Genomic DNA, 17,681 nt, shown 5'->3' with positions numbered 1-17,681 from the left:
TGTCCTACACAGTGCAGAGCGCGCCGTGTAGGACAATGCCGCCTAGTATGTCGTACATAGGATTCAGCAATCACCCAAGCAGCGCCTTCATACTTTGGTCGGCCATGCTCGATCTCAGGGCTCTCAAGCCTGGCATCGGCCGGCCGTCTCTGGTGCAGACGGCAACACCCGTCCACATGAGCGCCAAGCGCCATCACGCGATTCGCCTTACGCGCTTGGATACCGAGCCCACGGCTTCATGCTGGTACTGGCTAGGGGTCATCCCCTTCTGTTCACGAAAGTGTCGATTGAAGTTGGATAGATTGTTGTAGCCGACCTGAAAGCAGATGTCGGCAATGGAGTGCCTGCCTTCGAGCAGGAGTCGGCAGGCGTGGCCGATACGGATTCGCCGCAGGAAGGCAACGAACGTATCGCCCGTGGCCTGCTTGAAAAAGCGCGAAAAGCCGGAGGGAGACATGCCATGCTGGGCGGCCAGTGTCGACATACGCAGCGCTTCGTGGAAATGGTCATGGATATCGCGCAGTACGGCGTCGACCTGGGCCGAGGAGACACCGCTGGCCCCGGGCCCATAGCCACGGCCGGAGAGTGTCCGGTAATCGCTCTGCGACAGGCTACGCAGAATCGTCAGCACGCTGAGCAACTTGCCGGCATTGTCCTGCTCACCCATCTTGATCAGCAGTTCGCCGCAGCGGACCGCTTCCTCCCCGCCGAACTCCACCCCCCGCGCCGAGTCCTCGATCAGCGGCGACAGGCAATTGAGCTCCGGACAGAGCTGCATCATGTGCTCTAGCCACTCGCCCTTGAACTGCAGTACGACGTCGCGCCCTTCGATCAGCGGCCGGGACTCGTCGAGGTCGCTGAACCAGGCATGGGGAATGTTGGGCCCGACCAGCACCAGATTGCCCGGTGCGAAGCGGCCGATATAGTCGCCAACGAAACAGTGCCCCTGCGAGTCGCGGATGAGATGCAGCTCGTACTCAGGATGATAATTCCAGCGCGCGAGCGGCGCCGGGAAGTCGTGACAGTGCCAGTAGAAGCTGAATTTCGGGTCCTGGCTGATGCTTTCGAAGACAGGTGCACCCAGAGGGGTATCGTTGAGCGGCGCAGCGATCATCGGTATCAGTGCCTCGGTCGGCCAATACGGTGCATGACGTCCATCGATGAATGACCCACGCCGGGCAGCAATGATGCAGCCGCGACGAGAGGTCCCTGTCGACGCCCACCCATCCTGAAAGGAATAAGGGCGGCAGACTTTTAGACTTTGGTCACGCTCGCCCACCCATCAGCGCCCGACCGACCACCGAACAGTTCCGTCGAATACTTGAAAAACAAGAGATTAACAGACTCCACGGCAGGCTCTGCAAAAAAGTATCAGCCACTCGAAAATTACAGCCTAGCCGCTTTTCCCGCCCAGCGCGTAGCGTCACTGCCAAGCCGGTGGCGAGCCGGAGCGAGCAGATAGAAGACCGGTTCTCGCCCGTTTTTCCTACGACCCGAGAAGCGCGCCATGAAAGCCAGAGCCCTGGTGCTGGAGAAAAAACGCGACCTGTCACTGCGTGAGATCGAGCTGCCGGATCAGCTCGGCGCCGATGATGTGCGCGTGCGGATACATACCGTGGGCATCTGCGGCAGCGATGTCCACTACTACACCCACGGCCGTATCGGCCCCTTCGTCGTGGAAGCGCCCATGGTGCTCGGCCACGAGGCCTCCGGCGTGGTCACCGCGGTCGGCAGCAACGTTCGCCATCTGAAGGTCGGCGACCGAGTGTGCATGGAGCCCGGCATTCCCGACCCCAGCTCGCGCGCGTCCAAGCTGGGCGTCTACAACGTCGACCCCAGCGTGCGCTTCTGGGCCACCCCGCCGGTGCACGGCTGCCTGACGCCCGAGGTCATTCATCCGGCAGCGTTCACCTTCACCCTGCCCGACTCGGTCTCCTTCGCGGCAGGGGCGATGATCGAGCCATTCGCCATCGGCATGCAGGCAGTGGTCAAGGCACGCATGCAGCCGGGCGACATCTGCGTCGTCACCGGCGCGGGGCCGATCGGCCTGATGGTCGCTCTGGCGGCACTGGCGGGTGGGGCCAGCGAGGTGCTGGTCTCCGATCTGGTCGAGGAGAAGCTGGCGATCGCCGGACGCTACGCCGGTATTACCCCCGTCAACGTCTCACGCGAGTCGCTGCGTGATGCCGTCGCCGGGCGCTGCGGCCAGGATTGGGGCGCCGACGTAGTGTTCGAAGCCAGTGGCAACCCCCGGGTCTATGACGACGTGCTGGCCTGCGCCCGGCCCGCCGGCACGCTGGTACTGGTCGGCATGCCGGTCGAGCCGGTCACCTTCGATATCGTCTCGGCCCAGGCCAAGGAGCTGCGCATCGAGACGGTGTTCCGCTACGCCAATGTCTATGACCGGGCGATCGACCTGATCGCCTCGGGCAAGGTCGACCTCGAACCACTGATCAGCGAGACCTTCGCTTTCGAGAAGAGCATCGAAGCGTTCGAGCGCGCCGCCAGCGCGCGACCTCAGGACGTCAAGCTGCAGATCACCCTCGATAGCTGAAGACTGCCAATACCAGCACGCCACTCACTAGAGGCAAACAACAATGACCCAGTTCAAGCGTCGCGACATATTGAAGGGAATGGGCGGGCTCGCCGGCCTGTCGCTGATGGGCGCCGGTACGCTGCGCACGGCCCTCGCCCAGGGGATGGCCAGCGAGGAAGCCTGGAAACAGGCCAGCGGCACCACCATCCAGTTCATCTCCGAGAACACCCCGCCGACGACGGCGATCGCCGCCAACCTGGACGCCTTCAAGGCGCTCACCGGCATCACCGTCAATATCACCGAGATGCAGTTGGGGGCGCTGGTACAGAAGGTCGCGCTGGACTTCGGCGCCGGACGCAGCGCCTACGACGTGATCTATGCCGACCCCTATCAGGTGCTGGCGCCCTATCATCGCGGCCTGGTGGACCTGAATACGTTCATCAAGGATGGCCAGCAACCGGTCGTCCCCAAGGGCATCGAGGACTTCATTCCCTCGCAGCTGGCCGCCGCCGGCCGGTTCGAGAACGCGGATGCCCTGTATGCACTGCCCTACGACTGCCCGACGATGATCTGGATCTACCGCCGCGATCTGTTCGAGAAGTACCGCGACAAGATGCGCCAGGAGCTAGGCTTCGACCCGATGCCCACGGACGACACCACCTGGGAACAGTACTATCAGATCGCCGCGTGGTTCAGTAACGGCAACGCCAGCGAGGTCAAGTACGGCACTGGCCATCAGGCGCAGCAGTACGATTCGCTGATGTGCGACTTCTCCAACGTGCTGTTCGCCTACGGCGGTAGCTACTTTGCCAACGGCCAGCAGATCGGTCTCTACGGCACCGACTCCCCCGGCGCCTGCCAGTTGACCAGCGATGCTTCGCTGGAGGCAGCGCGCTTCTACCAGAAGCTGTTGAAGGTCGCCCACCCCGGCAGCACCAGCTGGGACTGGACCGGCGTCGCCAACGCCTTCCAGAACGGCGAGTTCGCGATGATGCCGGAGTGGCACGAGTTCGCCGGCTCGCTGGAGAGCTCGGACCTCAAGGGCAAGATCGGCTATGCACCGCTACCCAAGGGGCCAGCGCGCAGTGCCAATCTGTGGGGCGGCACCGGGATCGGCATCAACGCCAACGCCTCGCCCGAGAAGCAGAAGGCAGCGTGGCTGTTCCTGGTCTGGGCGACCTCGCCGCAGACCCAGCTGATGGGGCTGAAGAGCCAGGTCGGCGGCGGCACGCCGACACGCCAGTCGGTCTACGCCATGCCCGAGGTCAAGGCGGCCAGCAAACCGCCCACCGACATGCCCAACATGCTCACCGCGGACACCATGCTGATCGCCTGGCGCGACGACCATATCGGCCTGCGCCCCAAGATCCCCCAGTGGAACGAAGTCGACACGGTGATCTTCACCGAGCTCTCCAAGATGCTCGCAGGGCAGATGTCGCCCGAAGAGACCATGCAGAGCGCCAAGCAACGCATCGATCGTATCGTGGGGGCGTGACGCATGGCGCTGGTGACCGCAAGGCCCGCACCAAGGCGGCAGAGGTTCGAGCTGGCGATGATGTCGCCAGCGCTCTTTCTGCTGGCCCTGATCACGCTGGTGCCGTTCTTCTCGATCATCTGGATGAGCTTCAACAACGTCAGCCTGATGGGCGGGCTGACCCTGGAGTTCTCGGGCCTCGATAACTGGCGCCGGGTATTCACCGACCCTGACATCCGCGCCAGCTGGCTGATCAGCCTGGTCTACTTCCTGGCCACGGTGGGTCTGGAGATGCTCATCGGCACAGTGATGGCGCTGCTGGTCTACAGCCTGAGACGGGGCAGCAACATCATCATCTCGCTGCTGCTGATTCCGATGTTCATCGCCCCGGTGATCGTCGGTCTGCTCGGACGCTTCATGCTCGACCCCAGCCACGGCCTGTATGCCTGGATCCTCAATGAAACCGGCCTGTTCGACGGCAACATCCTCGGCAGCGTCGGCTCGGCGATGACCGCGGTGATCCTCATGGATGTGTGGGAGTGGACGCCACTGGTGGCACTGATCGTGCTGGCCGGGCTTACCTCGGTGCCCGAAGACACCCTGGAAGCCGCGGAGATGGACGGTGCCAATTATCGCCAGAAACTGCTCTACATCATCCTGCCGTCGATCTCCAACATCCTGCTGGTGGCCCTGCTGATCCGCGCCATGGATGCGATTCGCTTCTTCGCGATCATCTTCATCACCACCAACGGCGGGCCCGCGGATTCGACCAAGATCATCCCCATCCGGCTCTACGACATCGCCTTCCGCTTCTTCGATCTGGGCTATGCCGCCGCCGTCGGCATCACCATGCTGGTGTTCTCGATCCTGGTCGCCAATGCGTTCACCAAGCTGCTCAAACGCCGGGAGAGTGCCTCATGACCCCCGCCAAGCGCTGGCTCCCCTTCACCTTGAAGATCGCCCTGTTGACGCTACTGCTGCTGTGGACGCTGATCCCGATCCTGTGGATGGTGCTCTCGTCGTTCAAGCCCAACAGCATCATCACCGCCAGTACGCCACGGCTGCTGTTCACCCCGACCCTCGAGCACTACGCCACGCTGTTCAGCGGCGGCAACAGCCTCTGGCCCTATCTGACGAATAGCCTGCTGATCGCCGGCACCTCGACGCTGATCGCCGTGGTTCTGGGCTGCATGGCCGGCTTCGGGCTGTCGCGGATCCGGATCAAGGGCAAGCAGCACCTGGCGTTCTGGATCATCAGCACGCGCATGGCGCCGATCGCCGCCGTCATCGTGCCGCTGTATCTACTGTTTCGTTATCTCTACCTGCTGGACACCCACGTCGGTCTGATCGTCGCTTATCTGAGCTTCAATCTGCCCTTCGCCATCTGGCTGATGACCGCCTTCTTCGACGACCTGCCGCCCGATCTCGAAGAGGCTGCGATGATCGATGGCGCCACCAAGTGGCAGGCATTTCGCCTCGTGGTGCTGCCGCTGATGACCCCGGGGCTGGTGACCACCGCCATCCTCTGTTTCATCTTCGCCTGGAATGACTACGCCTTCGCCCAGACCTTCTCCGGCCCCGGCACCCAGACCATCCCCATCGCCGCGGCCCAACTGCTGACCCAGACCGGTATCGATTGGGGCAAGCTGCTGGCGATCGGCACCATCGTGGTCTGCCCGATGGCCATTGCCGGGCTGCTGGTCAAGCGCTGGCTGGTCAAGGGTCTGACCCTGGGCGCGGTCAAATGAGCACCATCGAATGAGCACCTCGCCCTCGCCGCAACGGCGTCGGCCACTCCGACACCCCACCGGGAGAGACGCATGAATGTGATGTCGCAGTTCGATCTGAGCGGCAAGGTCGCCGTGGTCACCGGCGGCAATGGGGGTCTCGGCGAGGCATTCGCCCACGCCTTGGCCGAAGCCGGCGCGAAGGTCGCCATCGCCGCCCGTGGACATGCGCGCAGCCTGCAAGTGGTCAAGGCGCTCGAGGATGCCGGCCACCACGCCATGGCCGTTGAGGTCGACATTACCCAACCCGAGGCGGCGGACGCCCTGCTCGACGAGGTCGAAGCCGGCCTCGGCCCGGTCGATATCTTCCTCAACAACGCCGGTGCCTGTCAGCATGCCCCGGCGCTGGAGGTCACCCCCGAGCGCTGGCGCGATATCTTCGATATCAATGTCCACGGCCTGTGGTACTGCGCACAGGCCGCCGGCCGGCGAATGCAGTCGCGCGGTGGCGTGATCATCAACATCGGCTCGATCTCGGCGATGATCGTCAATCGTCCGCAGATGCAGCCTGCCTACAACGCCTCCAAGGCCGCGGTGCACCAATTGACCAAGTCATTGGCCGCCGAGTGGGCCCCCTACGGCATCCGCGTCAACGCCCTGGCCCCCGGCTACGTCAAGACCGCGATGGCGCCAGTCGACGACCCACGCTTCAAGCCCCACTGGATCGACGACGCGCCCATGCAACGCGCCGCCACGCCCGCAGAACTCGGCCCCACCATCGTTTACATGGCCAGCAACGCCTCGAGCTTCATGACCGGCTCCATCGTCGTGGTGGATGGCGGCTACACCCTCTGGTAGCCGTCACTCGCGACGGCGCCCATCGCCATCAGGAGCCCTTATGGCAACGCTACAACTCAACAATATCGTCAAGGACTTCGCCGGCACGCAGGTCATCAAGGGGGTCGACCTGGAGGTCAAGGATCGCGAGTTCGTGGTCTTCGTCGGCCCCTCCGGCTGCGGCAAGTCGACCCTGTTGCGCATGATCGCCGGGCTGGAGAGCGTCTCCAGCGGCGACATCCTGATCGATGGCCAGCGCATGAACGAGGTCGGCCCGGCCGAACGCGGGCTGTCGATGGTGTTCCAGAGCTATGCGCTCTACCCGCACATGACGGTCGAGGACAACATGGGCTTCAGCCTGCGCCTGGCCAAGGTGCACAAGGCCGAACGCCGCGAAAAGGTGCTCGAGGCGGCGCGCATCCTGCAGCTCGAGAACCTGCTCGAACGCAAGCCCAAGGCGCTCTCCGGCGGCCAGCGTCAGCGCGTGGCGATCGGCCGTGCGATCGTGCGCAACCCCAGCATCTTCCTGTTCGACGAGCCGCTCTCCAACCTCGACGCCGCGCTGCGGGTGCAGATGCGCATCGAGCTGGCGCGTCTGCATGAAGAGCTCGATGCCACCATGATCTACGTCACCCACGATCAGATCGAGGCGATGACCATGGCCGACAAGATCGTGGTGCTGCAGGGCGGCATCGTCGAGCAGGTGGGCTCACCGATGGCACTCTACCACCACCCGCGCAACCGCTTCGTCGCCGGCTTCATCGGCTCACCGAAGATGAACTTCATCGACGTCGAGGTGCGTGACGCACGCAGCGAGGGCGTCTCGGTACGCCTGCCCGGCGGCGGCGAATACGCGGTACCGGTGGACGGCAGCGGCTGCCAGGCCGGCGACATCCTGAGCCTGGGCATCCGCCCCGAACACCTGGCCCTCGACGAGTCCGGGCCGCTGGAGGGCGAGATCACGGTGATCGAACGCCTCGGCGGGATCACCTCACTCTACGTGCAGTGCCACGGTGAGGAGTGGATTCTGGTCACCGACGGCGAAGTCGCCCACCGCGTGCGCGACAGCGTGCGCTTCGGCTTCGCCCCGGCGCGTGCGCATCTGTTCGCGGACGATGGCCTGGCCCTGAGCCACCTCGAGCGTCACCCGCTGGTCAACGTCGAGCGCAAGGAGAACCGCACCGCAGTCAGCTGATGCCAGCGGCAAAGCGCCCAGTTACCCAAGGGCGCCTGCCGCCAAGAAGCCAGGCCGAGAGCGCCGCCTTCGCGGCGCCCCGTCACCACTCGGCGATGGAGCCATCCTCGTGTGTCCATACCGGATTGCGCCAGCGATGCCCGATCTTGGCGCGCTCCTCGACGAACGCCTCGTCGATTTCAACTCCCAGGCCTGGGCCGTCGGGGATCGCGCAGAAGCCGTCATGAATCGATAGCGCGGACTTGTCCACCAGGTAGTCGAGGACATCGTTGCCCTGGTTGTAGTGAATGCCCATGCTCTGTTCCTGGATGAACGCATTGTGGCTGACGGCGTCCACATGCAGCGAAGCCGCCAGGGTCAGCGGCCCCAGCGGGCAGTGCGGGGCCAGGGCGACATCGAAACACGATGCTAGGGTGGCGATTTTCATGCCTTCGCTGATGCCGCCGCAGTGGGAGAGATCGGGCTGCACGATATCGACCATGCCCTCAGCGAGCAGGTCGCGGAATTGATAGCGGGTGTGCAGACGCTCACCCGTGGCGAGCGGATAGCCCAGGCCGCCAGCGATATGCTTGAGGCTGGGCAGATGCTCGGGCAGCACCGGCTCTTCGACGAACATCGGGTGATAGGGCTCGAGTTCACGCAGCAGCGCCTTTGCCATGGGCCGATGGACACGCCCGTGGAAATCGATGCCGATACCCACGTCGGGGCCGACGGCATCGCGCGCCTCAGCCACCCTCGCCACCGCCTCATCGACCTTGGCATGCGAATCGACGATCGCCATCTCGGCGGTGCCGTTCATCTTGAAGGCGGTGAAGCCCTTGTCGACCAGTGCCTTGGCACCGGCGCCGACATCGCTCGGCTTGTCACCGCCGGTCCAGGCGTACATGCGCATGCGATCGCGCACCTTGCCGCCGAGCAGCTGGTGTACGGGCACACCCAGATCGCGACCTTTCAGATCCCACAGCGCCTGATCGATACCAGCGATGGCGCTCATCAGGATCGGGCCGCCGCGATAGAACCCGGCACGGTAAAGGGTATTCCACAGATGCTCGATGCGGTGCGGGTCCTGACCGACCAGGTAGTCGGCGAGCTCATGCACCGCCGCCTCGACGGTCGCAGCACGTCCCTCGACCACCGGCTCGCCCCAGCCGTAGCAGCCTTCGTCAGTCTCGATCTTGAGAAACAGCCAGCGCGGCGGCACCTGCCAGGTCTTCAAACGGGTAATCTTCACGGCTCACCTATTTACTAAGTCAATGTCATGCCACTGGGTCAATGTCATGGGATGTGTGGCGTGGGACGTCTCCGGCTCTCTCCACGAACGTCAGGAAGACGCTTGCGGCAGACCGATCACGCGGGGATGTCGTACCAGCTCCTCCATGCCGAGATCACGCCCGGTGCGCTCGAGCACCGCTCGCGCGGCCTCGACGGCCTCCTCCGGCTGACGCAAGCGGATCGCCTCCAGCACGCGGGCATGGCGAGCCATGCTGTCGTCGAGTTCGCCGGCACTGTGATTAGAGCGGGCGACGATCATGGCAATGGCGGGCTTGAGCACGTGCGAGATCTGCGCCCAGATGAGATTGTGCGAGGCCGCGAACACCGCCTCGTGGAAGGCGACGTCGTAGTCGTCGTGGCTCATCCCATGCCAGCACAGGTCGGGGGCCTCCAGCGCCGCCAGCATGCCCGCATGCGCACTTTCGATCGCCAGCAGATCGGCGGCGGTGGCGTGGGTCGCCGCGAGCCCGGTGACGAACGGCTCCACCGCCACGCGGAAAGCGAAGACCTCACGCTGCAGCAGGGGGTTGGGCCGCGCATGGCGCGCCATCCAGTCACTCACCTGTGGGTCGAGCAGATGCCAGGCGGCCAACTCGCGCACCCGTGTGCCCTGCCCCGAGATACGCGTGACCAGCCCGGCATTGACCAGCTTCTGCAGCGCGCTGCGTACGGTGCTACGGCTGACCCCGAAGCGCGAGCAGAGATCGATCTCGCGCGGGATCATCTCGCCGCAGGCGTACTCACCGCCGAAGATCGACGCCGCCAGCGCGTCGGCGATGTCGGCACGGGACTCCCGAGCAGCGGCGGCTCCGGCGGTTTGCTCGTCTGTCGGCATGGATGTTCAACTCACTGGTCGCTATGTCCGACATAGCCTCGATCATGCCACAGGAGAAAGCTCTTAGACCATGGTCATGAACAAGACCAAAGTTGTAGAAAGGACGTCTCAGGGGGCATGTCTGGCGAACGATCACCAGCATCGACACCAGCCAAGCGGCTGAGGGATCGCTGCCTCGTGAACGGTGATCGGCAACTGTAACGGTCGATGAAATACGTTTAGTATCGCCGACCTCACCATTTTTCGAGGGTAATGAGATCCATGACGCAGCGACCTACGCTTTGGGAAGCTCCTCACTCTTGGCAGTGCCCCCGCGGCCTATGGGTCGTGGGCGTCGCCTGCCTCTGGGCTTACGCCTGTTTGGGCCTAGTGACCGAGCATCTAGGTAGCAAGGCGGGCACCCTGTCAGCATTGCTGGGCCTGATCGCGATTCTCGTCTACGGCAAGACCATGCGCCGCTCCGCTGCGCTATGGTTACTGCTGGCAGCGATCGCGGTGCAAGTCGTGTCCTGGACTTTCGGCTATTACCATCATCCCCAATGGATTGCAGACAATCCACAGATTGACCGTCTAGCCAAGCTGTTCATCTTCACCGCCGTCGCCTGGTGGCTTGGCGGCAGCACTCGCAACACGCTTTGGCTCTGGATGCTGGCCTTGCTCGGTTTTCTCATCGCCGTGCTGATTACCGGCCCAGGGGAGTGGCTGCGTGGACTGGAGGGTGAACGTGTCGGCTTCGGTATCCGCAATGACCAGCATGGTTCGATGCTGTTCGGGGTCGCCTTTCTCGGTCTGGTGATCTTCGCCCGCCGCCTGATAATGCCAGCTGGACGTTGGGTAATTTGGCGCAGCGCCGTTTGGGGCGTAGTAATGGCCGTATGTGCCACCGCCATCGCCATCGGCCAGACCCGCGCGGTGTGGCTGGCGCTACTCATCGCCCTACCGTTCGCCGGTCTCATCATGCTCGCATGGGCACACTGGCGCGGCACGGGAAAACGCATACTGCGGCCGCTCCTGGTCGGCTTGGCGCTGGGAAGCCTGCTGGCTCTATGCGCTGCCTGGCTTTTTGGCGGCGTCCTTATCGAGCGCGTCACCGCCGAGTCCTCCGTCATTCATCAGCTCGCCCACGGCAATCTGGACGCAGTGCCCTACTCGAGTATCGGTATCCGTATCCATAGCTGGGTGGCGGCCTTTGAATGGATCTCGGAGCGCCCGCTGTTGGGCTGGGGCGGCGAGGGTCGCAGTCTGGTGATCGCCCACACTCCCTGGCTACCGGAAATGGTCAAGCAGAACTTCGGACATCTACACAACTTCTTCATCGAGGTCTGGGTAGCCTACGGCCTGCTGGGCGTGGCAGTGATCGCAGCCCTGGCGTTCTGGATCGGGCGTGGAACCTGGCTGGCCTGGCGCGGGGGCGCCATGCCCAATGACGTTGCCCTGTTCGGCGCGGCCTTCTTCGTCTATTGGATCATCGTTAACCAGTTCGAGTCCTACGACTCGTTCTGGACCGGAGTCTACGTACACAACCTTGTCGTCGGCGGACTGGTGACCCACTACTGGCGCTGGCGCTACGCCAAGCCCGAAGAGAAGCTATAAACGCAGCGCGCCGCCGAGCGGTGGGTCTCGGCGGCGCGCGTGGGAAAAGATCGACGCCTTGGGCGCGACCGAAGCGCCTTCCTTCAGCCAGCGAGCGCCCTGATGCAGCGGCTCAGAGCCTCCCGCCAGGGGGGCAAGACGACATCGAAAGTCGCGCTCAGCGAGGCGGTATCCAGTCGCGAATTGTGCGGCCGCGGCGCCGGCTGCGAATAGTCACAGGAAGCGATGGCCTCGATCGTCGGCCGCCTGGCAGGATCGAGCAACCCATGGGCAATGGCTTCATCGAAGATCGCCTCAGCGAAGCCGTGCCAGCTGGTCGCACCGCTGGCCGTCAGGTGGTAGATGCCCGCCATCTGCTCGGACCATCCCTCGCGGCGCCAGCCGTGCAGCGCCAGCGCGGTGACATCGGCAATGGTGGCGGCCCAGGTCGGTGCCCCGATCTGGTCGGCGATGATGCGCAACTGGTCACGCTCGTTGGCCAGGCGCAGCATGGTCTTGACGAAATTATGACCATGCGCGGCGTAGACCCAACTGGTCCGCAGCACCAGCGCCTTGGCGCCCGACTCACTGATGGCCTGCTCACCCTCGCGCTTGGTCTGACCATAGACCGACGCCGGGGCTGTCGCATCGTCGGGACGATAAGCCTTATCACCCTCGCCGGCAAAAACATAATCCGTGGAGTAGTGCACCAGCGGAATATCGCGCTCGGCACACACAGCGGCCAGTTCCGCCACGGCTTCGGTATTGATACGTCTGGCCAGTGCCGGCTCGCTCTCCGCGCGGTCGACCGCGGTATAAGCCGTGGCGTTGATTACCACGCCCGGCGCATGGAGTGACACCGTCGCGGCCACGGCGCCAGGCTCAGCCAGATCGCACTCCTGACGTCCCAGGACGAGCCCACGACCGAAGAGCTGCATGGACCGCGCCAACTCGCGCCCGACCTGGCCGTTGGCCCCCAGAATCAGATAATCAAGCCCCGTGTCGTTCACGCGAAAACCTCCGCCTCGCAGAGTGCAGCGCCGGCGAGATCCTTGTCGGAGAGGGCCAAGTCCGCGACTTCAGGCCACTCGATATCGAGCTCGGCATCGTCGTAACGGATACAGCGCTCCGACGCGGGGTGATAGTAGTCGGTGGTCTTGTAGAGAAAATCCGCGCTCTCGGAAAGCACCACGAAGCCATGCCCGAAGCCCTCGGGCACCCACAGTTGACGGTGATTCTCGGAAGAGAGCTCCACACCCACCCACTGGCCGAAACGGGGCGAAGAGCGGCGTAGATCGACGGCGACGTCAAAGACGCGACCACGGGTCACGCGCACCAACTTGCCTTGGGGCTGCTCGAGCTGATAGTGCAAGCCCCGCAGCACGCCTCGACGTGAACGTGAATGGTTGTCTTGCACGAAATCACGCCGGCAGCCGGTAGCCTCTTCGAAAGCCTTACGGTTGAAGCTCTCCATGAAGAAGCCTCGCGCGTCGCCGAAGACCTTCGGCTCCAGAACCATGACTTCAGGCAGAACGGTCGCCACAGCCTTCATCGATAAACCCCATTCTCTTTCACCACTCGGCGCAGATATTGACCATAACTGCTCTTGGCTAGCGGTTCGGCCAGCGCCAGCAATTGATCATCGTCGATCCACCCATGGCGCCAGGCTATCTCTTCTGGGCAGCAAAGCTTCAACCCTTGACGATGCTCCAGGGTGGCGACGAAATGCGATGCCTCCATCAGCGATTCATGAGTGCCGGTATCGAGCCAGGCAAAACCTCGTCCCATGATCTCGACGCTGAGGTCACCACGCTCGAGATAAAGCCGATTGATATCGGTAATTTCCAGCTCACCGCGCGCGGAAGGTTCCAGCGACTTCGCCATCGCAACGACATCGCTATCGTAGAAGTAGAGTCCAGTTACCGCAAAGGATGATTTGGGCTCGGAAGGCTTCTCCTCCAGAGATGTCGCCCGCCCCTCGGCATCGAAATCGACGACACCATAACGCTCGGGATCATGGACGTGATATGCAAAGACACTGGCCCCTTGGGGCCGGGCCGCAGCATTGTTCAGCAACGGCTGAAAATCATGCCCGTAAAAAATATTGTCGCCTAATACCAGACAGCTAGGCGCACCGTCGAGAAACGTTTCTGCGATAATGAAGGCTTGCGCCAGGCCGTCCGGAGACGCCTGTACGGCATACTCGAGCGAGATACCCCACTGATGGCCATCACCTAAGAGCTGCTCGAAACGCGGCGTGTCCTGAGGTGTAGAGATGATCAAAATCTCGTCGATTCCCGCCAGCATCAAGGTCGACAAGGGGTAATAGATCATCGGCTTGTCATAGACTGGCAGCAATTGCTTCGAGATCGATATCGTGACCGGGTGGAGGCGAGTTCCGGAGCCTCCGGCGAGAATGATACCTTTGCGCTTCATGGCCATTTTCCTAGTTCTACTCAGTTCGAGCCGTAATGGTGCGTCGTCCACTCGCGATACGCACCGCTAGTGACACCGTCTATCCAGCTCTCATTCTCCAGATACCACTGCACGGTCTTGCGCAGGCCGGAGTCGAATGTCTCACGCGGCTGCCAACCAAGCTCTCGTGCAATCTTGCCAGCATCGATGGCATAGCGCAGGTCATGGCCCGGGCGATCCTTGACGTAGGTGATCAGGTCAGCGTATGACACCACGCCCACTGGGCGCTCAGGGGCGAGTTCCTCGAGCAGCGCACAGATCCGTTCGACCACCTCGAGATTACAGTGTTCGTTATGCCCGCCAATATTGTAAGTCTCTCCGATTTTGCCCGACTCGAGTACCGTGACTAGCGCCCGTGCATGATCCTCGACATAAAGCCAGTCTCGCACTTGGCTGCCATCGCCGTAGACGGGCAACGGCTTGCCCGCACGAGCATTGAGGATCATCAGAGGGATCAGCTTCTCGGGGAAGTGATAGGGACCGTAATTGTTTGAGCAGTTGGTCACCAGCACCGGCAGTCCAAAGGTGCGGTGCCAGGCCCGCACCAGATGGTCTGAACCCGCCTTGCTCGCCGAATAAGGCGAACTGGGAGCATAAGGCGTCGCTTCGGTGAACAACGCACCGGAGTCTTTGAGATCGCCATATACCTCATCGGTAGAGACATGGTGGAAGCGAAACGCCGTGCGCCCCGCTTCCGTCAGCGTCTCGACGTAGGCTCTTACCACCTCCAGCAAAACACCGGTACCCACCAGATTGGTCTGGATGAAGTCGGCCGGGCCGTGAATCGAGCGATCCACGTGAGATTCCGCCGCCAGATGCATGACGGCATCGGGCCGGTGACGCTCGAACACCTCGTGCAGAGCATTCGCATCGCAGATATCGACCTGCTCGAAAGAATAGCGGGCATCATCGCTAAACTCACCCAGGGAAGCTAGATTGCCCGCATAGGTGAGCTTATCGACATTGACGACGCTGTGTCGTGTGTCACCAATCACATGGCGAATTACCGCCGAGCCGATAAACCCGGCACCGCCTGTTACCAGAATTTTCATGGTCATACCTGTCGATAGAAACTCTAATAGTGTACGAAGAACAAGTGTCGACGAAAAGCTATGGGCAAGCCTCATGTCACCAAACGTTCTCGACAGAAGCAACTTAACACTCAGATCACTTCGAGACAGACTCTTTTCAAAGCATCTATAGAAAACAAAACTTCATAAGAACCAAAGCTCACGCTCTTTTTCCAAGTCACGCCCACGAACACTTTTCAATTTCATCATTCAAGAAAAAGCGCCAAAATAGATCATTCCTATAGCCAGTGAATTCATGACCGATAGCCATATGGATTTTGACACTGCCACCGCCAAGCATCCACTAGCATGGTGGGTAAGTCGCGTCGAGCACGCCATCCCAGATCGCGTTCAGCCTTGCCAGTGTTCGCCCAAAAGGCAGGCAAATCACCAAGGCGCCGTGGCACAAATTGATAAGGCACCGACACACCATTTGTTTGAATAAAAGTTTCGACCACCTCAAGCACGCTATACCCTCGCCCCGCCCCTAAGTTATAAGCAGAGCAACCGGGGGCGACGAGGCATGCGAGTGCACGACGGTGGCCTTCGGCCAAGTCCATTACGTGCAGATAATCTCGTATGCAGGTGCCGTCCGATGTAGGATAATCAGACCCAAAAATGGATAATCTCTCGCGTCTTTGCGCAGCGACTTGAACCACGTACGACATGAGGTTATTGGGAGTCCCCAGTGGATCTTCGCCTATCTGACCGGACTGATGGGCTCCTATTGGATTGAAATAACGCAACAATATTACCGACCATCGGGGTCGGCGCGACAGAGATCCTCAAAAAGCTGCTCAGCAATTGCCTTGGTACTACCATAGGGTTGTGCAGCCAGCCCACGAGGCAGTGCCTCGTGATAAGGTACGGGAGCACTCTCTCCGTAGACAGTGGCCGATGAGCTGAACACCAGGCGATAAATACCCGCACGAGCCATTGCTTCGCAAAGAGTCAATGTGCCAGAGACGTTATTTCGATAGTAGGTAAGCGGCTGTGATACGCTTTCGCCAACGGCCTTAAGACCAGCAAAATGTATGACCGCGTCTATCGAATGCTCAGCAAATATAGCATCGAGCTTAGCGGCGTCGTTGATATCACCCTCGACTAGCGTCGATGAGCGCCCGGTGATTTCTTGCACTCGCCTTAGCGACTCAGGATAGCTATTCACAAAATTATCAATAACTACGGGACGATAGTTGTGCTCAAGCAAGTCAATCAGCGTGTGCGAGCCAATATAGCCAGCCCCGCCAGTTACTAGTATTTTCATAACAAAATCAGTCAATAGGCATTTGGATTAAAAAAACCTTTAAATATCGTGAGAAAAATAATCTTGACATCCAACCAAATCGACCAATTTTCGACATACCACAAGTCACACTCTATGCGCTTGGCCAGATCAGTATCGCCTCTCCAGCCATTGATCTGTGCCCACCCCGTGATACCCGCCTTGACCATATGCTTCTGCATATATCCTGGGATCTCATGCTTGAACTGTTCAACAAAAATCGTGCGCTCGGGTCGGGGTCCGACTATCGACATATCCCCTTTCAATACATTCAGTAGCTGAGGAAGTTCATCGAGGCTAAAACGACGAATAAAAGACCCAAAAGGAGTGACCTTTTTTGCTCGGGCCCCTCCCCACTTCACCCCTTGGTTCTCGGCATCGACAGGCATCGAACGAAACTTCAGCATCATAAAAGACACACCATTTAACCCCACTCGTTCTTGCCGATAAAAAACAGGCCCGGGAGAAGACAAGCGTACTCCCAGCGCCACCCCCAACATGACTGGGCTCAACATCAACAAAATTATTGTTGAAAACACAATATCTTCCGCACGTTTAAGCAGGCGCGCCCCCCCAGATATAGGAGAGCAGGTCAAATCCAGCAGAAACAGTCCAGCCAAGTTAGAAACATCATGATTAATAAGCCGAAAGTCGTTCAAATTGGGCATATATCTTACATTTCCCGTCGACAGGCTAAGTGAAGACAAAATGGACTTGACAACGTCCCCCTTAGATAGGGGCAAACAGATCCAAACCTCAGCTTCTTCGTGTGCAATGGAGTCACCAACACGATAATGCTCGTAGGATAACGATTCAAGCTCATCAAATATGTCATCTCCAACAAGCAGCAATCGAGTTGCATCAAAGCCGGACTCTGGATGCCGTTTCAGATGAGCGACAGCAGTAGCACATGAATGGGCATCTCCGACCAGCATTACGTTACGCCGGTTTCTACCGTTTCTACGCAGTCGGTTGACAATTGGATAAGCCGCGACACGTACACCAATCGAAGCAAAGCACGCTCCCGCTATCCAGAGAACAACCCACAATCTAGAAAAGTGGGCACCTAATTGCGATAGAAACATGACCAACGCGAGCACAGCACCAACTAGGAAATAACCAAATAACAGGCGCAAGATCAGCAAACCGCGCACACGACCACGCCAAGTCTGATAAACATTAAGCGCTGGCAGCACCAGCAGCAGAATCAAAGCACCAAGAGGTAGCGCCCAAAAATAATGCTCGGGCATAGCAAAAGCCCCAAAACGTATGGCATACGCTACCCATCCACCCAGCAGCATGATGGCAAGATCTAGCAACCTAGCTAACGAAGTTGTGTAAGCGTCGAACCCTTGCAAGGAACGCCTATCATGATAACTCATTGGAACAACATCTCCCTTAAC

17 protein-coding genes are annotated in these 17,681 nt (G+C 60.7%); 7 read left to right on the top strand and 10 right to left on the bottom strand.

The window, feature by feature from the left end:
* Positions 1 to 193: 193 nt before the first annotated feature.
* Positions 194 to 1,114: an AraC family transcriptional regulator gene (locus ABV408_RS05455; RefSeq protein WP_353981447.1), complete on the bottom strand. Its 921-nt coding sequence runs from the start codon at positions 1,112 to 1,114 to the stop codon at positions 194 to 196.
* Between the two features lie 393 nt (positions 1,115 to 1,507).
* Here ABV408_RS05455 and ABV408_RS05450 point away from each other — a divergent pair, with 393 nt between their 5' ends.
* The 6 genes from ABV408_RS05450 (at position 1,508) to ABV408_RS05425 (ending at position 7,769) form a co-directional block, all read left to right on the top strand.
* Positions 1,508 to 2,554 (top strand): NAD(P)-dependent alcohol dehydrogenase, encoded by a 1,047-nt coding sequence (locus tag ABV408_RS05450; protein ID WP_353981446.1) that lies wholly within the window; start codon positions 1,508 to 1,510, stop codon positions 2,552 to 2,554.
* A gap of 43 nt (positions 2,555 to 2,597) precedes the next feature.
* Positions 2,598 to 4,031: a sugar ABC transporter substrate-binding protein gene (locus ABV408_RS05445; protein ID WP_353981445.1), complete on the top strand. Its 1,434-nt coding sequence runs from the start codon at positions 2,598 to 2,600 to the stop codon at positions 4,029 to 4,031.
* A 57-nt stretch (positions 4,032 to 4,088) separates the two neighbouring features.
* Entirely contained in the window at positions 4,089 to 4,931 is an 843-nt protein-coding gene (locus ABV408_RS05440; RefSeq protein ID WP_353981444.1) for a sugar ABC transporter permease, read from the top strand.
* Positions 4,928 to 5,758, top strand: a complete 831-nt coding sequence (locus ABV408_RS05435; protein WP_353981443.1) for a carbohydrate ABC transporter permease — start codon at positions 4,928 to 4,930, stop codon at positions 5,756 to 5,758. The genes ABV408_RS05440 and ABV408_RS05435 overlap by 4 nt, the downstream gene beginning before the upstream one ends.
* 72 nt (positions 5,759 to 5,830) lie before the next feature.
* Positions 5,831 to 6,595, top strand: a complete 765-nt coding sequence (locus ABV408_RS05430) for an SDR family oxidoreductase (RefSeq protein WP_353981442.1) — start codon at positions 5,831 to 5,833, stop codon at positions 6,593 to 6,595.
* A 40-nt stretch (positions 6,596 to 6,635) separates the two neighbouring features.
* Positions 6,636 to 7,769, top strand: coding sequence for a sn-glycerol-3-phosphate ABC transporter ATP-binding protein UgpC (locus ABV408_RS05425; protein WP_353981441.1), 1,134 nt, complete (start codon positions 6,636 to 6,638; stop codon positions 7,767 to 7,769).
* A gap of 82 nt (positions 7,770 to 7,851) precedes the next feature.
* On the opposite strand, the gene dgoD is transcribed toward ABV408_RS05425, so the two are convergent.
* Entirely contained in the window at positions 7,852 to 9,000 is a 1,149-nt protein-coding gene (dgoD, locus tag ABV408_RS05420; protein WP_353981440.1) for a galactonate dehydratase, read from the bottom strand.
* 90 nt (positions 9,001 to 9,090) lie between these two features.
* On the bottom strand, positions 9,091 to 9,876 hold the full coding sequence (locus ABV408_RS05415) for a GntR family transcriptional regulator (protein WP_353981439.1): 786 nt from the start codon (positions 9,874 to 9,876) through the stop codon (positions 9,091 to 9,093).
* Between the two features lie 369 nt (positions 9,877 to 10,245).
* On the opposite strand from ABV408_RS05415, the gene ABV408_RS05410 reads away from it, so the two are divergent.
* Positions 10,246 to 11,469: an O-antigen ligase family protein gene (locus tag ABV408_RS05410; protein ID WP_353981438.1), complete on the top strand. Its 1,224-nt coding sequence runs from the start codon at positions 10,246 to 10,248 to the stop codon at positions 11,467 to 11,469.
* Positions 11,470 to 11,552: 83 nt separating this feature from the next.
* On the opposite strand, the gene rfbD is transcribed toward ABV408_RS05410, so the two are convergent.
* The 7 genes from rfbD to ABV408_RS05375 form a co-directional block, all read right to left on the bottom strand.
* The gene (gene rfbD, locus ABV408_RS05405) at positions 11,553 to 12,458 is read right to left on the bottom strand and encodes a dTDP-4-dehydrorhamnose reductase (protein WP_353981437.1); all 906 of its coding nucleotides are present in this window, start codon (positions 12,456 to 12,458) and stop codon (positions 11,553 to 11,555) included.
* Positions 12,455 to 13,000, bottom strand: coding sequence for a dTDP-4-dehydrorhamnose 3,5-epimerase (rfbC, locus tag ABV408_RS05400; protein ID WP_353981436.1), 546 nt, complete (start codon positions 12,998 to 13,000; stop codon positions 12,455 to 12,457). Before rfbC ends, rfbD begins: the two co-directional genes overlap by 4 nt.
* Positions 12,997 to 13,884, bottom strand: coding sequence for a glucose-1-phosphate thymidylyltransferase RfbA (rfbA, locus tag ABV408_RS05395; RefSeq protein ID WP_353981435.1), 888 nt, complete (start codon positions 13,882 to 13,884; stop codon positions 12,997 to 12,999). Before rfbA ends, rfbC begins: the two co-directional genes overlap by 4 nt.
* Before the next feature lie 20 nt (positions 13,885 to 13,904).
* Complete coding sequence (gene rfbB / locus ABV408_RS05390; RefSeq protein WP_353981434.1) at positions 13,905 to 14,975, bottom strand: dTDP-glucose 4,6-dehydratase; 1,071 nt, start codon at positions 14,973 to 14,975, stop codon at positions 13,905 to 13,907.
* A gap of 272 nt (positions 14,976 to 15,247) precedes the next feature.
* Complete coding sequence (locus ABV408_RS05385; RefSeq protein ID WP_353981433.1) at positions 15,248 to 15,739, bottom strand: GDP-mannose 4,6-dehydratase; 492 nt, start codon at positions 15,737 to 15,739, stop codon at positions 15,248 to 15,250.
* Between the two features lie 5 nt (positions 15,740 to 15,744).
* Positions 15,745 to 16,260, bottom strand: a complete 516-nt coding sequence (locus ABV408_RS05380; RefSeq protein ID WP_353981432.1) for an NAD-dependent epimerase/dehydratase family protein — start codon at positions 16,258 to 16,260, stop codon at positions 15,745 to 15,747.
* Between the two features lie 11 nt (positions 16,261 to 16,271).
* A complete protein-coding gene (locus ABV408_RS05375) occupies positions 16,272 to 17,660 on the bottom strand; it encodes an undecaprenyl-phosphate glucose phosphotransferase (protein ID WP_353981431.1) in 1,389 nt (462 codons plus the stop codon).
* Between the last annotated feature and the right edge of the window lie 21 nt (positions 17,661 to 17,681).

It is taken from the genome of Salinicola endophyticus, assembly GCF_040536835.1.
In the GTDB taxonomy this organism is placed as follows: Bacteria; Pseudomonadota; Gammaproteobacteria; order Pseudomonadales; family Halomonadaceae; genus Salinicola; species Salinicola endophyticus_A.
Note: the sequence above shows the minus strand (reverse complement) of the source record. Positions and strands in the feature narration are given on the sequence as shown.

What these genes read in the sequence shown, in the direction of transcription:
- ABV408_RS05425 (WP_353981441.1), top strand. Translation starts at nt 6,636, where the DNA reads ATGGCAACGCTACAACTCAACAATATCGTCAAGGACTTCGCCGGCACG.
- ABV408_RS05440 (WP_353981444.1), top strand. Translation starts at nt 4,089, where the DNA reads ATGATGTCGCCAGCGCTCTTTCTGCTGGCCCTGATCACGCTGGTGCCG.
- ABV408_RS05430 (WP_353981442.1), top strand. Translation starts at nt 5,831, where the DNA reads ATGAATGTGATGTCGCAGTTCGATCTGAGCGGCAAGGTCGCCGTGGTC.
- rfbB (WP_353981434.1), bottom strand. Translation starts at nt 14,975, where the DNA reads ATGAAAATTCTGGTAACAGGCGGTGCCGGGTTTATCGGCTCGGCGGTA.
- rfbA (WP_353981435.1), bottom strand. Translation starts at nt 13,884, where the DNA reads ATGAAGCGCAAAGGTATCATTCTCGCCGGAGGCTCCGGAACTCGCCTC.
- ABV408_RS05435 (WP_353981443.1), top strand. Translation starts at nt 4,928, where the DNA reads ATGACCCCCGCCAAGCGCTGGCTCCCCTTCACCTTGAAGATCGCCCTG.
- ABV408_RS05455 (WP_353981447.1), bottom strand. Translation starts at nt 1,114, where the DNA reads ATGATCGCTGCGCCGCTCAACGATACCCCTCTGGGTGCACCTGTCTTC.
- ABV408_RS05380 (WP_353981432.1), bottom strand. Translation starts at nt 16,260, where the DNA reads ATGAAAATACTAGTAACTGGCGGGGCTGGCTATATTGGCTCGCACACG.
- ABV408_RS05375 (WP_353981431.1), bottom strand. Translation starts at nt 17,660, where the DNA reads ATGAGTTATCATGATAGGCGTTCCTTGCAAGGGTTCGACGCTTACACA.
- ABV408_RS05445 (WP_353981445.1), top strand. Translation starts at nt 2,598, where the DNA reads ATGACCCAGTTCAAGCGTCGCGACATATTGAAGGGAATGGGCGGGCTC.
- ABV408_RS05450 (WP_353981446.1), top strand. Translation starts at nt 1,508, where the DNA reads ATGAAAGCCAGAGCCCTGGTGCTGGAGAAAAAACGCGACCTGTCACTG.
- ABV408_RS05415 (WP_353981439.1), bottom strand. Translation starts at nt 9,876, where the DNA reads ATGCCGACAGACGAGCAAACCGCCGGAGCCGCCGCTGCTCGGGAGTCC.
- rfbC (WP_353981436.1), bottom strand. Translation starts at nt 13,000, where the DNA reads ATGAAGGCTGTGGCGACCGTTCTGCCTGAAGTCATGGTTCTGGAGCCG.